This is a genomic window from Sphingobacterium sp. MYb388 (assembly GCF_037479535.1).
Taxonomy (GTDB): Bacteria; Bacteroidota; Bacteroidia; order Sphingobacteriales; family Sphingobacteriaceae; genus Sphingobacterium; species Sphingobacterium anhuiense.
In genome coordinates this window covers 45014-65367 of the sequence record NZ_JBBGYV010000008.1, presented here as the reverse complement: position 1 = coordinate 65367, position 20354 = coordinate 45014, and the positions used below count along the sequence as shown (strand labels likewise).

Below are 20354 nucleotides of genomic sequence, written 5' to 3'. Positions count from 1 at the left end.
CTCTATATGGAGTAGCCTTTATATGCCTGATGTTAAAATCTACTAATATATTGTAAACTCAACACGACGGTTTTGCTGGCGACCTTCTGCAGTTTTGTTAGATGCAATAGGTTGGTTTGGACCGTAACCAGTAGCTTCTATACGAGAAGGATTAGCGCCTTTAGATACTAAATAAGCTTTTACTGACTCAGCACGCTCTTTAGATAATCTTAAGTTCAATTGTAATGAACCAGTGTTATCCGTGTGACCAGCTAATTTTAAACTGAAATCTTTTTCAATTAATAAAGCAGCAACTCGATCTAAGGAATTGTATGAAGTAGAACGGATAACTGATTTACCAGTTTCGAATTCTAAGTTTTTAATCGCTTCATCAACAGTTCTTCTATCCGTCTCAGTGATAACTTTCTCTACAATTTTAGTTTCATTTTTAACAAGAATTGGACAACCAGCACCATCTACTTGAACACCTGAAGGCGTACCTGGACATTTGTCAAATTTGTTAGCAACACCATCGCCATCATCATCTTGTAAGTCAGCGTTCAATGACTCTACTTTAGATTGTAATGCTTTATTAGCAGCATCCAATGCATCACGTTGTGCTTTTAAATCATCATATTTTGCAGTATAATCATTTACTAACGTAGCAACAGGATTTGAATTATTCAAAGTAGGTTTCGAACCATCTCCTAAAGCAATCTCTAAACCAGCATGTGCATACGAGAATAAATCATTTTTGAATGTTGGAGCAGGAGTAGCACCCGGTATAGATCCATCAAATTTCTGATTCGCCCAGTTCAACTGGTATCCTAAATCTAAATTAATCCCTTTTGCAATAGCGAATTTCAATCCGAAATCAGCAGGGACAAATAACTTCGATTGAGAATCATATGTAGTACTTGTTGAACCCATCGTTACCGTTGCTTCAGAATTTAATACCCCAATACCTAATGATACATAAGGTTTGATAAAACTGTTGAAAAATCTCCAATTGGTGTTAGCCATTGTCCACTCTCCAGATAAAGCTGCCGACCAAGGTGTTTTAGTTTCGAAAGATTGTGAACCATCATCATATGCTCCACCAACTTTACCGCCTAAATAAGAAGCTTTAAATCCAAAAGAAGGAGATATTTGTTTCTTAATGTATGCCGAATAACCAACATTGTGATCTAAATCATTGTAATCTTTACGGTTGAAACCAAAAATATTAGTTTGATTTAAAACCCCAGCACCAATACCGATAGACCAAGTTCTGTATTGAGTAGATGGTCCTAGTGGTGTAGTGCCCTCTATAGAACCAACTTTTGCATTTTGTGCAAATGAAGCAGATGCCAATAATCCAGCTGCTACTAATAATCCACTTTTCTTAAGGTTAATCTTCATATTATTTAAATTTGATTTTAAATTTCTTTATAGTGCTCTAGACAATAATGTTGCCAAATATTGGACGTCTGCTACAATCAGAGTTACATTTATCCCCTCTTGTAGACAATTGTCTACTTTGCTATTTTCTTAATTTTTAAAAAAAACGCCATAATGTATACTATTAGTAACATTACAGCGTTTGTGTGTACTTTATTTAGGAATCGTGCTATTCGGATTCGTTTTGCCAAAAAAGTTAGGAATAACAATCCCCATAGCCATTTCTTTGATTATATTTTCATTAAACAAGTTCTGAAAAAATGTTTTACGGCTCTTTGTTATTAAAATAATATCAATATTTTCATCGCGAATCATCGTTTGTATTCCATTCGCAATTTTCTCAGCAGAATTTGCAAAATGACTTCTATTTTTTACGGTATAGGAAATGTCGTCAATGCCCGTTTCTGTAATGATATTGTCTATCCATTCCGTAAGCTTTTTATCCAGTATTTTAATATCAACCTCCTCTTTGTTAATATGAATCAATAATAAATGAAATTTACTGCCAAAGACAGGAATCGCCTGTTTTAACACCTCTAATTCACCTGGTTTAAAATTCGTTAACAAAGCAATCGTATCCTTTTTATATGCGGTTGCATTAGCAGGTATGGCTAAAATTGGAGTTTGTGAATCACGGATTACATCATAAGTATTACTCCCTATTAATACAGACTCTAATCCAGAGGCACCCTTTGTACCCATAACAACAACTTTATACTGATTTCTTGCCGTTTCTTTACTAATAACTTCAGCAAGAATCCCTTCATCGAAAAGTTGGCTTATGACCAAAGTAGGCCATTTTTCTTTTACCACGCCGACAAGTTGATTGAGTTGTTCCTCAGATTCCTTTATAGTTGGATCAACAATGTGTTCCCCATGGACCATAAAATTGGCGTATTTGTTTACATGTCGGGTGTAAACATGTAAGAAAACAAGTTCATCTTGATTTTCAAGAGCAATTTCTCTTGCGTATCGTGCAGCAATAATCGAGTTTTCAGAAAAGTCGATCGGAACTAATATTTTGCCCATAATAATTAAGCTTTAGAAAAAAATGTTGGAATAATAGGATGATGAATGATTTGTTTGGCGACAGATTTTTTGAACAATCTTTCAAAAAATGACTTACGTGTTTTCGTGATCAATACAACATCTATTTCTTCATCTTTGATGATATCATTGATTACCTCAGGGATAGTGTCCAATTCTTCTACATCAGTTTGTATAGAATCTACTTCTATATCCACATCGGTTATTTCCGTGTGCTTTTTGATTTGATATTTCCAAATTTCTAATTTATCCTCAATGTCAGATTCAGACTCCGAATGGTAGTGTACGTGAATAATCTGTACTTTGACATCAGATCCGAATATTTTGATGTATTCATTTAACGTATCCAATTCAGCATATTTAAAATTGGACAATAAACCTATTTTCTTAATATCTTTTGTTTGGTAATTAAAGGGGATCGCAATAACGGGAATATTACTTTTCTGACTAACAGCATATGTTGTACTGCCCACTATCACACTGGTATCATCTGTTTTACCCTTAGTACCCATGATAATAGCCGAATAAGTAGTATTTTTCGTTTCTTTCAACAGGGACTCCGTAATAATGCCGCGCTCACATTTTGACGTGAAAACGATAGTAGGATTATTGGCCTTTAGTTTCTCGATTAAATCAGCCATTAAAACATCTGCTTTGAAATTATCATCAGAACTATCACTGTTTACATCATCAAAAGTACTGGACGAAACGGTATAGTTATGATATAAATGAATATCAAACCCTCTCTTTTTTGCCAAATCAATTGCAAATTGAACAGCCGTGTTGGCGTTCTCTGAAAAATCAATCGGGACTAAAATTTTATTGCTCATGTTGTTTGGTAATTAGTTTTATTACGTACACTTTCTTTAATTAATAATGATATAATTTCATCATTGTAGCTTAACACATTTTGTATCGGTTAAGTTTGTTTTTGACTGTTGTAAAGATATTTTTTCCAATGATCTAAACATGTGCTTAATTTAATGAAATAAAGTGATTTTAAGCACAAATTTAAATAAGACGTATCACGACCATTAATTTTCCTTATTCCTATTGTAGAGTGAAATTGAATTATTCCTAAAAATAGTCAAAATTTATTTTATTTCATGACACTTTTAGTACATTATTATGAACTAAAAGACATCCGTCTAATTGCATAACGAGGCAATTTTAAGTAAGTTTGCAACATCATAATTAGACAATTAGATTTTCAATGACAAGTAGAGAAATTCGTCAGGCTTTTTTGGATTTTTTCAAAAGTAAAGGACACCAAATCGTACCATCTGCACCAGTTGTGGTGAAAAATGACCCCACATTGATGTTTACAAACGCGGGAATGAATCAGTTTAAAGATTTATTTTTAGGCGAAGCCGCCATTAAATTTCCACGTGTCGCCGATACACAGCGTTGTTTACGTGTTTCTGGTAAGCATAATGATTTGGAAGAAGTAGGTATTGATACCTACCACCATACCTTATTTGAAATGTTGGGCAATTGGAGCTTTGGCGATTATTTCAAAAAAGAGGCTATTCAGTGGGCTTGGGAGTTATTTACTGATGTATACAAATTAGATAAAGACCGTCTTTACGTAACGATTTTCGAAGGTGACGATTCAGAAGGACTAGCAAAGGATACTGAAGCCTATGATTTTTGGAAAGCTTTAATCGCTGAAGATCGTATTCTATTAGGAAATAAAAAAGATAATTTTTGGGAAATGGGAGAGACAGGACCATGTGGTCCATGTTCCGAAATCCATTACGATATGCGTACGCAAGAAGAACGTCAAGAAGTAGCTGGACAGTCACTTGTTAATGCCGATCATCCGCAGGTAATTGAAGTATGGAATTTGGTTTTCATGCAGTTCAACCGTCTAAAAGATGGTTCATTGCAACCTTTACCAGCAAAACATGTGGATACAGGAATGGGTTTTGAGCGTTTGGTACGTTCTATTCAAGGGAAAACATCTAACTACGATACCGATGTTTTTCAGCCTACTATTCAGTTCATCTCTCAAAAAGCCGGGATAGCTTATGGTGCGGATGAGAAAACAGATATTGCAATGCGTGTAGTTGCAGACCATATTCGGGCGATTAGTTTTGCCATTGCCGATGGTCAGCTACCTTCTAATAATAAAGCAGGTTATGTAATCCGTCGTATTTTACGTCGTGCAGTGCGTTATGCGTATACCTTCTTAAATTTCAAAACACCATTCATCAATGAGCTAGTCCCTTTGTTGGCGGCACAGTTTGATGGTGTATTTAACGAATTGAAAGCACAGGAAAGTTTTGTTCAAAAAGTAATCTTAGAGGAGGAAGTATCTTTCTTAAGAACTCTAGTCACAGGAGTACAGCGTTTCGAAAATTATGCTGAAGCAAATACAACTGTTGATGGTAATTTTGCATTTGAATTATATGATACTTATGGCTTTCCAATAGACTTGACCGAGTTACTGGCGAGAGAGAAAAATCTTTCCGTTGATATGGTCGGTTTTAATCAAGCATTGCAGATCCAAAAAGACCGTTCACGTGCAGCAACTGCCATTGATACAGGAGACTGGATTTTAGTCAATGAAGATGAAGGTTTTGAATTTGTTGGATACGATACACTAAGTGCAAAAACAGAAATTGTAAAATACCGTAAAGTTTCAGCAAAAGGAAAAGACCAATTTCAATTGGTTTTATCGGTAACACCTTTTTATGCAGAAGGTGGTGGTCAGGTAGGAGATACCGGTGTTTTGATTTCTGAAGCTACAGGTGAAAAGATATTTGTAACCGATACAAAAAAGGAAAATGGGTTGTTCGTACATTTTATAGATACCCTCCCACAAAGTTTTGAAGGCCTTTTTTTAGCTCAAGTCGATCAGGCAAAAAGACAAGATACAGAGAATAACCACTCTGCGACGCATCTATTGCACGCTGCATTAAAGCAGGTCTTAGGCGATCATGTGAATCAAAAAGGTTCCTTAGTAAATGATGATATTTTACGTTTTGATGTTTCTCACTTCTCTAAAGTAACAGAAGAGGAAATCAAACAAGTCGAAGATATTGTCAATGCTAAGATTCGTGAAAATATTGCATTGAAAGAAGAACGCAATATTCCTTACCAACAAGCATTAGATTCAGGAGTAACTGCGTTGTTTGGTGAAAAATATGGCGATTATGTGCGTGTCATTACTTTTGATGATCAATTTTCAAAAGAACTATGTGGTGGTACACATGTTAAAGCTACCGGTCAGATCGGTTTCTTTAAGATTACATCAGAGTCTGCCGTTGCAGCAGGTGTACGTCGTATCGAAGCGATTACAGGAACGAAATCTGCAGCAGTGATCCGTGAACATTTTGAATTAGTTGACCAAATCAAAGGGTTATTAAATAATCCAAAAGACTTTGTTGCTGCAATGGGTAAAATTGTGGACGAAAACAGTGCTTTGAAAAAGGAAATTGAAAAAACGATTATTGAAAAATCATTAGCGTTAAAATCAGACCTAGAAAGCAAATTACAACAAGTAGGTGATGTTAATTTTTTAGCCACAGTTGTTGATTTGCCAAACGCAGAGGCTGTAAAGACCTTAGCTTACGCATTAAAAGGAGCCGTTAATAACTTATTCTTAGTAATAGGAGCTGACTTTGACGGTAAACCAAGTTTGACCGTTGTCATCTCAGATGAATTAGCAAAATCAAAAGGCTTGAATGCTGGAAATATTATCCGGGATTTGGCAAAAGACATCCAAGGTGGTGGTGGAGGACAGCCGTTCTTTGCGACAGCCGGAGGAAAAAATAGTGCCGGATTACAAACAGCGATAGATAGAGCAATAGAATTTATAAAATAAAACGAATATGATGAAGCAGACGTTGCTAGTGGTGGGTTGTTTATTTTTATTTCTAATCGGATGTAAAAATAAAGATGAGTTTACAATTTCTGGCCAAATTGAAAATCCAGGAAATATTAAAGTAATATCCTTATACGAAGGCGAAAGAAAATTGGACTCCATGTTTTTTGGAGACAAAAATGCCTTTCAATTTAAAAGACCTACAAGTCAGGCGCGTCTATTATCACTTCGTGTAGGTAAAAATCGTTATGATTTAATTGCTTCACCAGGAGAGGACATTGTTTTCAAGGCAGATCTTCAGAAAGATGTTAACGATTATCAATTAGAGGGCTCTGAGTTGTCATCATCGATTCAGAGTTTCTCAAAAATGAGAAATCGACGTGATGCAGTTCGCGATTCCTTACAGGCAGATTTTGCGAAGAAATCCATCACAGCTGATGTGGATGATATTGAAAATCTGCGTAGTGAGTACAAACAAAAGTTTACAGAGCAATTGCAGTACTATACAAAAGCAGCAGTAGATTTTGCTGAACAGCACGATGATATCGCTGGATTTTATGCCATCAGTACACTTGATCCGGAAATTGCAGAAGCTGAAATTATAACCTATGCCGATAAGATAAAAGATAAGTTCTTAGATAATGGCTATGTTACCCAGTTTAAAGAAGAAACAAATAAACTGAGAAAGTTGGCTGTAGGTCAACCAGCTCCAGACTTTGAATCGTTCACACCTAACAATAAATCGATAAAGTTATCAGATTTCAAAGGTAAATATGTGCTGTTGGATTTTTGGGCGTCATGGTGTATGCCTTGTCGTCAAGAAAATCCGAATATTGTCAAATTATATAATCAGTACAAAGGAAAAGGGTTTGACGTTTTTGGAGTATCTCTTGATGATAATCCCGGACCATGGATGCGTGCCATAGCAGACGATCAGTTACAATGGACGCAGGCATCTGATTTAAAAGCATGGGGATCCGTTGTTGTTGGTCTGTATCGAATAACAGGAATACCGGCCTCTTATGTCTTAAATCCAGAAGGCTTGATCATTGCTAAAAACCTACGCGGTAAAGAATTGGAAGATTTTTTAAAGAAAACTTTAAAATAGCGCAAATTAAATATTAACTTTCGGAATGTTACTTAACAATTTAATAACACTTCGTTAATGTTTTGTTGTCATTTTGTTCATAATTTAGCAAAAAAAAAAGATGAGCATTGCAAAGCAAAAAATATTAGTAGTTGATGACGAGCAGGATATTCTAGAATTAATTGCTTTTAATTTAAAGCGCGAAGGATATCAAGTATCAACTGCCTCAAATGGTCACGAAGCTATCAATGTAGCAAAGGATATTAATCCAGATCTTATTATTTTGGATGTTATGATGCCTAAAATGGATGGTATCGAAGCTTGCCGACTAATGCGTGCCATGCCAGAGTTTAAAAATACATTTATGGTGTTTTTAACGGCTAGAAGTGAGGAGTATTCTGAAATTGCAGGTTTCCATGTTGGAGCCGATGATTATATTGCAAAGCCTATCAAGCCTCGTGCTTTGATGAGCCGTATTAATGCCATTCTAAGAAGAAATGTCTCGGAAGAAGCAGCACGATCACAAGATAAATTAGAGATTATGGATCTGGTGATTGATCGTGATTCTTTTTTAGTGTACCGTGGAGAACAAAAAATTGTACTTGCAAAAAAAGAATTTGAATTGATGTACTTATTGGCATCAAAACCAAATAAAGTTTTTACAAGAGAACAAATTTTGAAAAGCATTTGGGAAGATTCAGTTGTTGTTACCAACAGAACAATAGATGTACACATCAGAAAGCTTAGAGAAAAAATTGGTGAAGATTATGTAACCACCGTTAAAGGTGTTGGATACAAATTTGATGTTGCCTAATTGACAAGATATAATTATAATTAAAAGCAGTAATGGATCCCATTACTGCTTTTTTGTTTGTAGAGGTATAAAATCGATAACATCTTGATCAACTTCAGTTTTAAGTCATCCAATTAAATATAAAACAAGCAGGCTTAATGCAACAGATTTAAAAGACCAAATTTTCAAACTCATAAAGTATGTAAGCAAGCATCCAATTGTGTATTTTTAGGCTGTAAATATTCAAATGCTTATATTTGTATATCATATTAAACATTACCATCATCCATGTCAACAATACTTATAAAATCTGCACAAATCGTTAATGAAGGGAAAATTACCACTTCAGATGTTTATATCAGTAATGGCCGTATCGAGATGATCGCCGCAGAGATTAACCACCCTGCCGATAGAGAGATTAATGCCGAAGGATTACACCTTTTACCCGGATTAATTGACGATCAAGTACACTTTCGTGAACCAGGATTGACGCACAAAGCTGATATCTGGCATGAAAGCCGTGCCGCAGTGGCGGGAGGTACAACATCATTTATGGAGATGCCCAATACAGTACCCAATACTTTAACACAATCTTTGTTACAAGATAAGTACGATATCGCCTCTCAAAATGCTTTAGCCAACTACTCATTTTTTATGGGTGCAGCCAATGATAATCTGGAAGAAGTACTCAAAACAAACCCTCGTGATGTCTGTGGTGTCAAAGTATTCATGGGATCATCAACTGGTAATATGTTGGTAGACAATGAGCGTGCATTGGAACAGATATTTGCTAACTCGCCCACATTAGTAGCCACACACTGCGAAGATGAAGCCACTATCCAGGAAAACCTTGCTATATATAAAGAGAAATATGGCGAAGCAGGATTGACAATAGATATGCATCCCCTTATTCGTTCGGCAGAAGCTTGCTACATCTCATCCTCCAAAGCTGTAGAATTAGCGAAAAAGAACAATACCCGCTTACATATTCTGCACATCTCTACTGCTAAAGAAATCGGGCTATTCAGAAATGACATTCCATTGGCAGAAAAATTAATTACAGCTGAAGCATGTATTCACCATATGTGGTTCTCCGACGTCGATTACAAGACAAAAGGTAATTTTATCAAATGGAATCCAGCTGTTAAAACAGCAGATGATAGAGATACCATTGTAAAAGCGGTATTGGATGGACATATCGATGTAATTGCTACCGATCATGCCCCACATACCTTTGCTGAAAAGACACAAGCTTATAGCGCCGCACCATCTGGAGGGCCATTGGTACAGCATGCATTACAAGCTTTATTGGACATGTACCATGAGGGCAAGATTACTTTAGAGCAGATCGTTCAAAAGTCAGCACACAATACAGCAATTTGCTTCCAGATTGAGGAACGTGGATTTATTCGTGAAGGCTATTGGGCAGATTTAGTACTGGTAGATTTAAATAAACCTTATACGGTTACAAAATCAAATATACTGTCAAAATGTGGCTGGTCTCCATTTGAAGATCATACCTTTAAATCTTCTATCGAGCACACCATTGTATCAGGACAATTAGCCTATTCCAAAGGGAGCTTGATCGAGTACGGCTCTGGTAGACGTTTATTATTTAACAGATAATCATGATCATCCAGGACTATGGATAAAAGAACATTTTTAAAATCCTTAGGCTTAGTCGCAACAGGAATACCTGCACTGTCATTTGCACAGGAAGATTTCTTTGAAACAAAAGCAGATCAAAAGAAATTATTTGCTCAAGTATTGCGCAAAGGAGATACCATCGGATTAATAGCTCCTGCGGGAGTTATTGATACCGAAGAAGCCATTGTTATGACCCGCGAAATTTTTGAAAACTTTGGTTTCAAAATCAAAGAAGGAAAACATATCCGAAGTAGATATGGTAATTTTGCAGGAAAAGATGAAGAGCGCCTAGCCGATATCCACAGCATGTTTGCAGACAAAGAAGTGAAAGCGATTGTCTGTATACGCGGAGGAGCAGGAGCATCCCGTTTATTACCACATATTGATTATCAACTCATCGCCAATAACCCCAAAGTATTATTAGGTTATAGCGATATTACTGCACTGATCATGGCCTTCTATAAAAAGACCGGTTTAATATCCTTTCACGGCGCAGTCGGTATCAGTACATGGAGTAATACCGTTGCTAAAAATTTTGAAAATCAATTTTTCCTTAATCAGCCGGCACAATTTGCAAACCCAACAGAAAAAGGCGATAACTTTATCCAGTACAAAGAGCGGATCACGACCTTAAACTCAGGACAAGCAACAGGTACACTACTAGGAGGAAACCTGACATTGCTCAGTGGGTTATGCGGGTCAGCCTATTTGCCAGATTTTAAAAATGCCATACTCTTCCTAGAAGAAGTAGATGAAAATATAGAGCGCGTGGACCGGATGTTCTGTCAATTAAAATTAGCAGGAATTTTGGATCAGATCAAAGGTTTCGTCTTTGGTAAGTGTACGGACTGTGGGCCAGCAGGAGGTTATGGTTCTCTTACGCTCGAACAGGTATTGAACGATTATATCAAACCGCTCGGGATTCCTGCATATTCAGGAGCCATGATCGGACATATTGCCAATCAATTTATATTACCGGTAGGAGCACAGGTCAAAATAGATGCCGACAAAGGAACCATTACACTTTTAGAGAAAGTACTAAAAGATTAAATCGATGAAAATTATCTCCCTGATGAAAATTATCTTCTTTTTGATCTTCGTTACTTCGGGAATTACAATTTCTGCCCAAACCATGAATTTAAATAAAAATGATTTTGATGAAGCCTATTCATCCTATAAAGAAACCACGTTAACAAAACGTAGATTTAAACATTCGACTGTAGTCGATCTCATCAATAAGCATCAGGAGGAATCAACCCTAAAGATTGATCAGATCGGACTGTCAGTTCAAAAAAGATCGATCTATAAATTAACCTACGGTCAGGGAAAAAAGAAAGTAATGCTGTGGTCGCAGATGCATGGCGATGAACCGACCGCAACCATGGCCCTTTTTGACCTGTTTAATTTCCTAGAAGGAAAAGATAGCAGATTTCAAAGCTTAAGGGAAATATTAAAATCAAACTTAGAAGTGCATTTTATCCCTATGCTCAACCCAGATGGAGCCGAAATCTATACAAGAAGAAATGCGCAGCACATTGATCTGAATCGGGATGCCAGAGATACCGCAACACCAGAAGGTAAGCTATTAAGAAATCAGGCAGAACTGATCAAACCACAATTTGGTTTTAATCTACACGATCAGAATATCTATTATAACGTTCCGGGAACTAAAACTCCGGTTACCATTTCCCTTTTAGCACCAGCATATAATTGGGAGCGCGAAGTCAATGAAGTGCGTGGTAATGCAATGAAGATCATAGCTGGGATGAATCAGCTGCTTCAAGACTATATCCCAGGAGCCATTGCCAAATATGATGATGAACACTCCCCAAGAGCTTTTGGAGATAGCTTTCAGAAATGGGGTGCAAGCACCATACTGATCGAATCAGGAGCTTTTGCTGGAGATCCGGAAAAACAGGAAATTAGAAAATTGAATTTTATTCTGATTCTTAATTCCTTACTGCAAATCGCCCAGGACAGTTATCAGCAATTTTCAATCTCAGAATACCAGCACATACCATTCAACGCCTCGCAGCTGCACGATGTGATCCTTCGTCGGGTGACCACAATATCACATGGTCTTCCTCTGAAAATAGATATTGCTATCCGAAGAGATGAGATTACCGAGGGGGAAGATTACTATACAAAAGGATATATTGAAGACATTGGAGATCTTCATGACTTTTATGGGTACGATGATCTGGATCTGACAGATTTCGAATTTGTAGAAGCTAAAGTTTACGAAAAGGAATTTTATCGCCTAAGTGATCTTGAAAACGTTGATATAAAAGCATTACTGAAGCAAGGATATGCCGGTGTAAAGATAAATGCATCTGAGCCCAAAGTACTACATTATTTACCCATCAATGTACTATCTAAAAGCAAGTTGAATACGATCAGAACATTAAGTCTTGGTAAAGAAGCAAATTTTTTCTTAAAGAAGAATGAAGAAATTCAATACGCTGTTATCAATGGTTATCTCATTGATTTGAATCAAGAGTTGCCACGAAATATGAAACAGATTGTTCGGTAGTTTGGTTAGATAGTTAGAAGGTAATAAAGTGAGATGGTTAGTAAGTTATACCTTTCGTTACTTCGTCACTAGTCACTTTGTAACTGATAAGTCGGTAATAAAGTGAGATGGTTAGTAAGTTATACCATTCGTTACTATGTCACTAGTCACTTCGTTACTTCGTTACTTGGTCACTGCGTTACTGATAAAATAAAAGTTTATTGTAAATATGGATATTAGAAAAACAAAATTAGAAGATTTAGATCAGGTGATGGCTATTATTGACATTGCACGAGGTCTAATGCGTGCTAGTGGCAATACCATTCAGTGGACAAATGGCTATCCCTCTCGGGAATATATCCAGTCAACAATAGATATCGGAGAGAATTATGTCTGTATAGAAGATGATTCAATAGTAGCCACCTTCTGTTTCTCACTAGAACCTGATCCAAATTATACCATAATTGAAGATGGGCAGTGGTTGAATGAAGAGCCATATGGTGTAGTACATCGTCTGGCTTCCAATGGTCAAGTAAAAGGGGTAGCGGCACATTGCTTTCAATGGTGCTTTGAACAATGTCACAACATCCGGGTCGATACCCATGAAACAAATACCCCGATGCAAAAAGTACTCACAAAACTAGGATACATACGTTGTGGCATTATCTATGTCGGCGATGGGACACCTCGGGTAGCCTTTCAAAAGATAGATTCATAAAAAAGATAACCTCACAAAAAATGGCTTCCGATCAACATCAGAAGCCATTTTTTATTGCGTCAATCATGGAGACTAATATCCCGGATTTTGTTGTGCTTTTATCGGAGGATTAGCATTAATCTCTTCTTGAGATATAGGCAAAATCGTTTTGAAGAATGATCTATTGATCGCATGTTCTCGAGTAGGTACGCTGATACCGGCAAATGCATCATCAAAATTGATTGTCTTATTTAGTCTGATCATATCAAAATAGCGAATGCCTTCACCAAAAAACTCCTTACTTTTCTCTGCTAAGATCAGTGCTTCCGAAACAGACGCGGCATCAATAGCCGGTAATCCTGCAGCACGTTTATGGATCGCCTGCAAATAAGTTGCCGCCTTGGCCGGATTAGGTGTACTGGCCTTCAATGCTGCTTCCGCCGCAATCAGATAAAGTTCAGAAAGACGGATCACTTTAATATTGACAGCAGTATAATTAGAAGTTCCTTTATCCCCAGAAAATGTCGTAGAACCAAGGTACTTATAGCAAGAGCCAAGACGATCAGCAGATGATTCATCTCTAGCCATCACACCTCTTCTTACATCAGAGGGATCAGCATTAAGTGCATTTAAGAAAGGTGTACTTGCTAGGAAATTTCCTAAAGCACCTGTTTGGTGATTTCTTCTCATAAAATAGAAACCTAATGAATTTCGAGCGAGATCCGCTTGATTAGGTTCGATTACAAGTTCATATATAGATTCCGATCCAAACTGGGATTGCCACGAAGTGACCCAAGCTGCATTGGTATAAAGAGAATAAATAGGATTATTATTGATCACTTCCTCCGCTGCCAATAAAGCATTATTATAGTCAGCCATCGTGAGGTACACACGTGCCTGTATGGCTTTGTTGGCATAGTAATTTAAGTAGCCATCTCTTTTGGTCTTTGGAAGACCAGTTTCCGCAGTTTTTAAATCCGAAAGAATCTGTTTATAGTTTTCATCAACCGTAGCACGTAAACTTTGCTCATTGAAAGCCAGTGTTTTGGTCACGTTAGGAATTCCAAAGGCATTTTTATCATCGGTGTAAGATTTACCGTAAAGTCTAACCAGATCAAAATTGGCCAATGCACGGATGGTTAATGCTTCCGATTTTGCAAGATCAAAGTTCTCAATACTTCCTGATGCTTTTAACTTTTCAATATTTTCGAGTAGATTATTGGTCTGGTAGATGATATTATAGATCGAAGTCCAAAAGCTCGAAAAACTGTTCGTTTGCGCATTATGATTAAAAGTATAAAATGCATCCAACCCACGACCTTGGGAGTAAAGCGTTACATCGCCACCTTTAGCATCACCATAAGCGATGAAATTACGTCCATAATAGTTCGAAGAAGTCATTTGACGCTGTATACCGTTGATCGCAATCTGAGCATCGTTGGCGGTTACAATGGCCTTATCAGCATCAACCGCATTAGTAGGTTCCACATCTAAAAAGTTCTTACACGAGTAAGTTGTACTCAGAACAGATGCGAAAAGTAAATAGTTTATATATTTTTTCATCAGAATTAGCTGTTTATTCAATAATCAATTTGTTTATTAATGGCATTAGCAATGCCTATGTCGGTTAATAGCTATTATGATCATCAGGTTTGTTGCAATAAGTTATCGTTTATCCTATGATCAATAGAAAAACTAGAAGCCGATTTCAATACCAAATGTGTATGTTTTGCCATATGGTGTTTCCCATCCACGCGTTCCATATTGGTTAACCTCAGGATCCGCTAGTTTAAATTTAGATGCCGTGAATAGGTTTGTACCATTGAAAAATAAACGCGCATTACTGATTTTAACTTTTTCCAACCATTGTGAAGGCAATTTATAAGCGACATTGATGTTTTTTAGACGGATAAACGAAGCATTATATAAATGACGGCTACTGAACTGGATAGCATCAGTTAAATCGTTACCATCGATTTTTGGTTGTGTACCATTTACATTGCTAGGTGACCACATATTATCATAGTAATACTGTGAACGTATTCTTTCCCAATAGTAGCCATCATCCATGACATCCTTTTCCGCACCATCATACAGCTTTCCACCGATCTTGTAACTAAAGTTTAGACCAAGTGAGATACCTTTATATTCCACATCTGTATTGATTCCTCCGAAAATTTTAGGCGTAGCCGAACCCAAGATGATCTGATCTGCTTTCGTATAGCTATAAGAAGCATTTCGGCCATTGTATTCGAAATCCGATTGATTATTGTTTGTATACCAAACGTTTTTACCATTGGTTTTATCTACACCGCCCCACTCATAACCATAGAAAGATAATACCGATTCATTTTCACGGTAGATAAACTGTGCACGGGCATCACCACCTGTTGGATCAGTCCAGATAATATCTTTACCAGCATCTAAAGTTTTGACTTTGGAAGTTAAAAATGAACCATTGACCCGAGCCGACCATCTGAAGTTTTCTTTACTGATGATATCGCCGCCTAAATCAATTTCGACTCCACTATTATTTATGACACCCACGTTTTGGAGCACCTTGGTAAAACCAGTCGTACCAGAAGTAGGCACATCTTGAAGCAAGTCTTTCGAATCTCTATTAAAGTATTCGATGGAACCCGTTAGTCTATTGTTAAATAAACCATATTCCAAAGCTAGATCGTAGGTATTACTTTTTTCCCAGGTTAGTTTTGTATTTCCTAATCCTCTATCTATAGCCCCTAATGAACCATCGCCAACGACACCCCCAGGGTTACCTTTGTAATTGTATTTATAATACATTAAAGTTCTCCAAGCATAATTATCTGTCGGTAGCGTACCATTAACACCATACGAAGCTCTTAATCTTAAGGTATTGACGATATCATTTTTAAAGAACTCTTCTTTATGGATACTCCATGCGCCAGATACAGACCAGAAGGTACCCCAACGATTATCTTCACTGAAACGTGACGAACCGTCCCGGCGGATAGAAGCTCCTAAAAAGTATTTCTCATTATAGTTGTAATCGACACGTGAAAGATAAGACATCAGATTATTACCGAACTGATAGCTGTCCGCTTTATAATTTGCTCCCGTACCGATAGATGTTAAAGAACTTGATCCGAGATTAATCGAATTGCTGTACTGAAAATCAGTGACATTCTTTTCAACTTCATAACCCGCTAAAATATTGAAGTTATGCTGCTCAATACTTTTGGCATACGTTAATGTATTGGACGAAACATATTTCCGCATATTTGTATTCCATTTGCTCGATGAACCCTTATCAGTCAAACCAATGAAGTGCAAGGCTGAAAAATTCAAGGCATCTTTTACTTCTGTGTTATCAAATGAGAAAATTGTTTTTGCCGTTAGATTAGGAACAATTTCCCACGATAGAGATTGTACAGCACCCAATTTGAGAGTTTTTGTACTGTTACCCCATTGTTTATTATAATAGTCAGAATTATAGGCTAAGCTACCATATTGTGCTGTCCATGGATTGCCGGTTTTGTAGTCAGTAGGCCAGTAGAAAGGAAACAATAGATTTCTAGATTGAAAGAAAGGATTAGATCCGGTACTTCGGGTATCATTGAACCCAGTTTTATCCGTATTAGCAACATTTAAATTTACATTATATTCAATATTGCTTCTTACTTTTTGATTCAGGTTGATTCTTCCTGAGATTCTTTCATATTCATTGATCGTGGCGCGTCCTTTATCTTTTGTATAGTTTAGAGAAGAGAAGTACTTTGTTGTTTCAGAACCTCCGCTCAAAGAGATGTCGTTCGTATTAAAAACACCGGTTCTAAATAAGTAATCCTCCCAATCAAAGAATTTACCTTCCCGGTTTTCGACACCGTCAGTTATTCCAAGAATTTTAACATTATTCATACGGGCAGGACCATCTACTTCAAAGCGATATCCATGTTTATTAAATCGGTTGTTGATTTGTCCCAGAGCATAAGTACTTGCCTCCTGATCGGTGTAATTGACTCCAGTAGCACTGTTTTTATTTGACGTTCTATAGTCATGGAAAATCTGATATTCCATATTGATCTGTGCCTGCGGATCCGCTACTTCATAATTATCTGTCGCCCACGATGGGGTAAAACCAAGAGAAGACCGAAAGTTTATGCGTGCCTTTCCTTCTTTACCACGTTTTGTTGTAATTACGATAACGCCATTGGCAGCTCTAGATCCATATAATGAAGATGCGGCAGCATCTTTTAATATGGTGATCGATTCTATATCCGATGGATTAAGCGTACTCATGACATTGGAAGAAGAATTGATCTGGCCAGTCATTTGTCCCACATTGCCCGAAACAACAGGAACACCATCGATCACATATAAAGGATCATTAGAAGCGTTCATAGAACCGATACCACGTATCCTGATGCTAGATGTTGCGCCCGCCTGGCCGGAGCTGGAACTGATCTGAACACCAGCTACACGTCCGTTCAATGCATTTTCAAACGACGTCGTAGGGACATCTTTAATATCACTTTCTTTTACCACCGCAGCAGAACCCGTGTAGGTGCTCTTTTTAGCCGTACCATAAGCGACTACCATAACCTCATCCAGTGCATTCTCTTCTTTTTGTAAGGTTATTGTTAATGTTTTTCGGCCATTTAGTTTGATTTCTTGTTTCTGATAACCGACAGCACTGATGATGACTGTTGCATCCTGATTCGCATTTATCGTAAACAATCCACTGGAATTTGTGGATGTTGCGGTATTTGTTCCTTTGACCGAGATCGTCACATCTGGAATGGCAGCGCCATTTCCATCTGAAACTTTCCCCGCAACCTGGATTTGTTGCGCATGTACGACCTGCAGAGTCCCGCAAGCCATCGTACATAACGAGGTAAGTAAAATTTTATTCATAAGAGTATTGGTTAGTTGTTGCTTTTAATAGATGATCTATTTATACCCGTAAGGTACAAGATAAGAATAAGATCATGATATTTTTTCTGAAAATTCATGATCTTATGAAAATTTAATGTGTTTTATTCTGCTAGGATACCTATCCCTGGACGATCTGGTAAGATACATTGTCCGTCAATGACTTTCATGCCATCGTAAATATCATTTCCGATAAGAAGTGCACCATCCAGGTCTGCCCAATCTACCAAAGGAGCCAACTGAGCCGCGGCAGATATGGCACAAGAAGTTTCGGTCATACATCCGATCATTACTTTCATTTTTAATGACTGCGCTAATTCTGCCATTCGTTTTGCTTCACGCATTCCAGTGCATTTCATCAGTTTGATATTAATGCCCGAATAAACCCCCTGCAATGCAGGAACATCAATCAATCTCTGGCATGCTTCATCGGCAATAGTCGGTATGGGGCTATGTGCTGTTAACCAGGCATTATCATCGATCTGTTCTTTTGGCATCGGCTGTTCCAAAAAAACTACGCCCCTTTCAGCGAGCCAATGTGACATTTCAAGTGCCTGTTCCTTTGTTTTCCATCCTTGGTTGACATCAGCACACAATGGACGATCTGTGCATTGGCGAATGGTATCGATAATCATTTTATCCGTTTCAAGGCCCAACTTTACTTTGAGAATTTTAAACTGATCTGCCTCCATGACCTTTTTACGAATCACCTCTTCTGTATCGATACCGATGGTATAAGAAGTAGCAGGTATTAGTGCTGGATTTAATCCCCAAATTTTATAAAATGGCTGTCCCAGTATTTTTCCTATTAAATCATGAAGTGCAATATCAACTGAAGCTTTTGCAGCCGTATTTTTAGCGCTTATTTGATCCACATAAGCCAATAACTCCTCCGTTTGAAAAGGAGAGTTGAATCCGGATAGGTCGATTTTGTTTAGAAAATTGATAACGCTTTCCTGCGATTCTCCTAGATATGGAGGCATACTTGCCTCTCCGTAACCAATAATGCCGTCATATTCCAATTGTGTCAATACAACCGGAGTTGTCGTTCTGCTGAAAGATGCAACAGTAAAGACATAACGCATTTCTAAAGTGTAAGGCTTATATCTCAGTTTGAAAGCCCCAAAATCTTTAGTAATCCAGTCTGAATGTATACTCATGATCGTTGTTATCTTTTATTTGATGCTATAATAAGGGTTATTTTGTACTTTCTGTATTTGTGGATCGTTTGATCCCAAATATCTTTTTGCAGCAACAACAGTGCGTGTCTGAAAATCATCGTAATTTTCAGCATCTTTCAACATACTATTGATTCGTACAGATCCCGCTGCATGAATAAACGTTCCGTTACCGATGTAAAGTGCTACATGCGTAACACGGGCATTGGGATTCGTGTTTTTACCAGCAGCAAAAAACAAAAGATCAGCAGGTTTTAAATTTTTAAGCGCTTTTTCTGGATCAAAGTGACCTTCAGCATCCAGGATATCCACAGATTCACCTGCTAATACCTGTTGAGAAGCATCACGCGGAATAACATAACCGTTCATGAAGTAAGCTGTCTTTGTAAAGCCGCTGCAATCGACTCCCTTTACAGAAGTACCTCCCCAAAGGTAAGGAAGTCCGAGCATAGATTTGGCACTCGAGATCAAGTTGTCAGCTGTAGGATTGCGTGATTCAACCCATTTTTTTAGCGATAAAGCTTCTTCTTTTTTGATGTATGCTTTCCTTTTATCAGGATAGGAAACTTCAAAATAGTTATTTTTCTCACCCGTCAGCACCAGAATATCGCCATATACAAGATCCGATACACGTTGGCTTTGCGCATGCGGTTCGGAAAATGATTTTCCAAATTCAGCGGTATAGATTATTTTAGGTTGACTGTTCCATTGTGCCGCCTCTTCCTTTGTCATCGCTGTAACCGAAGAAGTCGGTAACCAGGCAATGTAGCCTTCCGGAGTACGGATGCGGTATTCACCATGATCCTTTTGTAAGAGATCAACTTGTGTTCCCATTAATACCTGACTCGCCATTTCAGCCGCATTATCAGGCTTAGTTCTCATATTTCCGACAGATAAATGTACGATACCGATCAGTTTATTGCCTAAGTTTTGTTCGGGCAATAAGTTAATGGCTACCGTTGCCGGAATATTTTTAAATTGTTGTTCGAAAGCTGTTTTGGCGGCTGGTTCTGTCGTTTCTATCAGATAGTCATTTTTGACAACATCTGTTTTTGAGAAGGCAAATAGCTTTGTACGCTTATCAGGAGCATATGCTTTTCTTACGGTTTCTTGCAGTTCTTTAACCTGAAGATAAACAGTGGAATCTAGTGCTTGTGAAAAGGCATGGTTAATCGTAAAAAAGCCTGCACAGGTAAGAATAGCATATTTTAGTTTATTTGTCATGCTGATTAGT

At 37.5% G+C, this 20354-nt stretch carries 14 protein-coding genes; 7 read left to right on the top strand and 7 right to left on the bottom strand.

Annotated elements, in window-relative coordinates; all coding sequences use genetic code 11:
* Positions 1 to 42 precede the first annotated feature (42 nt).
* From WH188_RS20790 to WH188_RS20780, 3 genes are all read right to left on the bottom strand, one after another.
* The gene (locus WH188_RS20790; RefSeq protein WP_132772249.1) at positions 43 to 1380 is read right to left on the bottom strand and encodes an OmpA family protein; all 1338 of its coding nucleotides are present in this window, start codon (positions 1378 to 1380) and stop codon (positions 43 to 45) included.
* Between the two features lie 192 nt (positions 1381 to 1572).
* Entirely contained in the window at positions 1573 to 2448 is an 876-nt protein-coding gene (locus WH188_RS20785) for a universal stress protein (RefSeq protein ID WP_132772250.1), read from the bottom strand.
* Between the two features lie 5 nt (positions 2449 to 2453).
* Positions 2454 to 3296: a universal stress protein gene (locus WH188_RS20780; protein ID WP_021191118.1), complete on the bottom strand. Its 843-nt coding sequence runs from the start codon at positions 3294 to 3296 to the stop codon at positions 2454 to 2456.
* 383 nt (positions 3297 to 3679) lie between these two features.
* Here WH188_RS20780 and alaS point away from each other — a divergent pair, with 383 nt between their 5' ends.
* From alaS to WH188_RS20745, 7 genes are all read left to right on the top strand, one after another.
* Positions 3680 to 6295 (top strand): alanine--tRNA ligase, encoded by a 2616-nt coding sequence (alaS, locus tag WH188_RS20775; protein ID WP_339424598.1) that lies wholly within the window; start codon positions 3680 to 3682, stop codon positions 6293 to 6295.
* Between the two features lie 7 nt (positions 6296 to 6302).
* Entirely contained in the window at positions 6303 to 7403 is a 1101-nt protein-coding gene (locus tag WH188_RS20770) for a TlpA family protein disulfide reductase (protein ID WP_237682888.1), read from the top strand.
* 100 nt (positions 7404 to 7503) lie between these two features.
* Positions 7504 to 8196: a response regulator transcription factor gene (locus tag WH188_RS20765; RefSeq protein WP_132844447.1), complete on the top strand. Its 693-nt coding sequence runs from the start codon at positions 7504 to 7506 to the stop codon at positions 8194 to 8196.
* Positions 8197 to 8463: 267 nt separating this feature from the next.
* The gene (locus WH188_RS20760; RefSeq protein WP_339424597.1) at positions 8464 to 9801 is read left to right on the top strand and encodes a dihydroorotase; all 1338 of its coding nucleotides are present in this window, start codon (positions 8464 to 8466) and stop codon (positions 9799 to 9801) included.
* An 18-nt stretch (positions 9802 to 9819) separates the two neighbouring features.
* Positions 9820 to 10872 (top strand): S66 peptidase family protein, encoded by a 1053-nt coding sequence (locus WH188_RS20755; RefSeq protein ID WP_339424596.1) that lies wholly within the window; start codon positions 9820 to 9822, stop codon positions 10870 to 10872.
* A gap of 4 nt (positions 10873 to 10876) precedes the next feature.
* Positions 10877 to 12355 carry a M14 family zinc carboxypeptidase gene (locus WH188_RS20750; protein ID WP_339424595.1) on the top strand — a complete coding sequence of 493 codons (1479 nt, stop codon included), beginning with the start codon at positions 10877 to 10879 and terminating at the stop codon, positions 12353 to 12355.
* Positions 12356 to 12563: 208 nt separating this feature from the next.
* Positions 12564 to 13052 carry a GNAT family N-acetyltransferase gene (locus WH188_RS20745; protein ID WP_168128428.1) on the top strand — a complete coding sequence of 163 codons (489 nt, stop codon included), beginning with the start codon at positions 12564 to 12566 and terminating at the stop codon, positions 13050 to 13052.
* Positions 13053 to 13124: 72 nt separating this feature from the next.
* Here WH188_RS20745 and WH188_RS20740 read toward each other — a convergent pair whose 3' ends face one another.
* The 4 genes from WH188_RS20740 to WH188_RS20725 all read right to left on the bottom strand — a co-directional run bounded on the left by WH188_RS20740 (position 13125) and on the right by WH188_RS20725 (position 20344).
* On the bottom strand, positions 13125 to 14594 hold the full coding sequence (locus tag WH188_RS20740; protein WP_168128429.1) for a RagB/SusD family nutrient uptake outer membrane protein: 1470 nt from the start codon (positions 14592 to 14594) through the stop codon (positions 13125 to 13127).
* Positions 14595 to 14726: 132 nt separating this feature from the next.
* Positions 14727 to 17924: a SusC/RagA family TonB-linked outer membrane protein gene (locus WH188_RS20735; protein ID WP_339424594.1), complete on the bottom strand. Its 3198-nt coding sequence runs from the start codon at positions 17922 to 17924 to the stop codon at positions 14727 to 14729.
* A 122-nt stretch (positions 17925 to 18046) separates the two neighbouring features.
* On the bottom strand, positions 18047 to 19102 hold the full coding sequence (locus WH188_RS20730; RefSeq protein ID WP_168128431.1) for a dipeptide epimerase: 1056 nt from the start codon (positions 19100 to 19102) through the stop codon (positions 18047 to 18049).
* Positions 19103 to 19117: 15 nt separating this feature from the next.
* Complete coding sequence (locus WH188_RS20725; RefSeq protein ID WP_168128432.1) at positions 19118 to 20344, bottom strand: C40 family peptidase; 1227 nt, start codon at positions 20342 to 20344, stop codon at positions 19118 to 19120.
* Between the last annotated feature and the right edge of the window lie 10 nt (positions 20345 to 20354).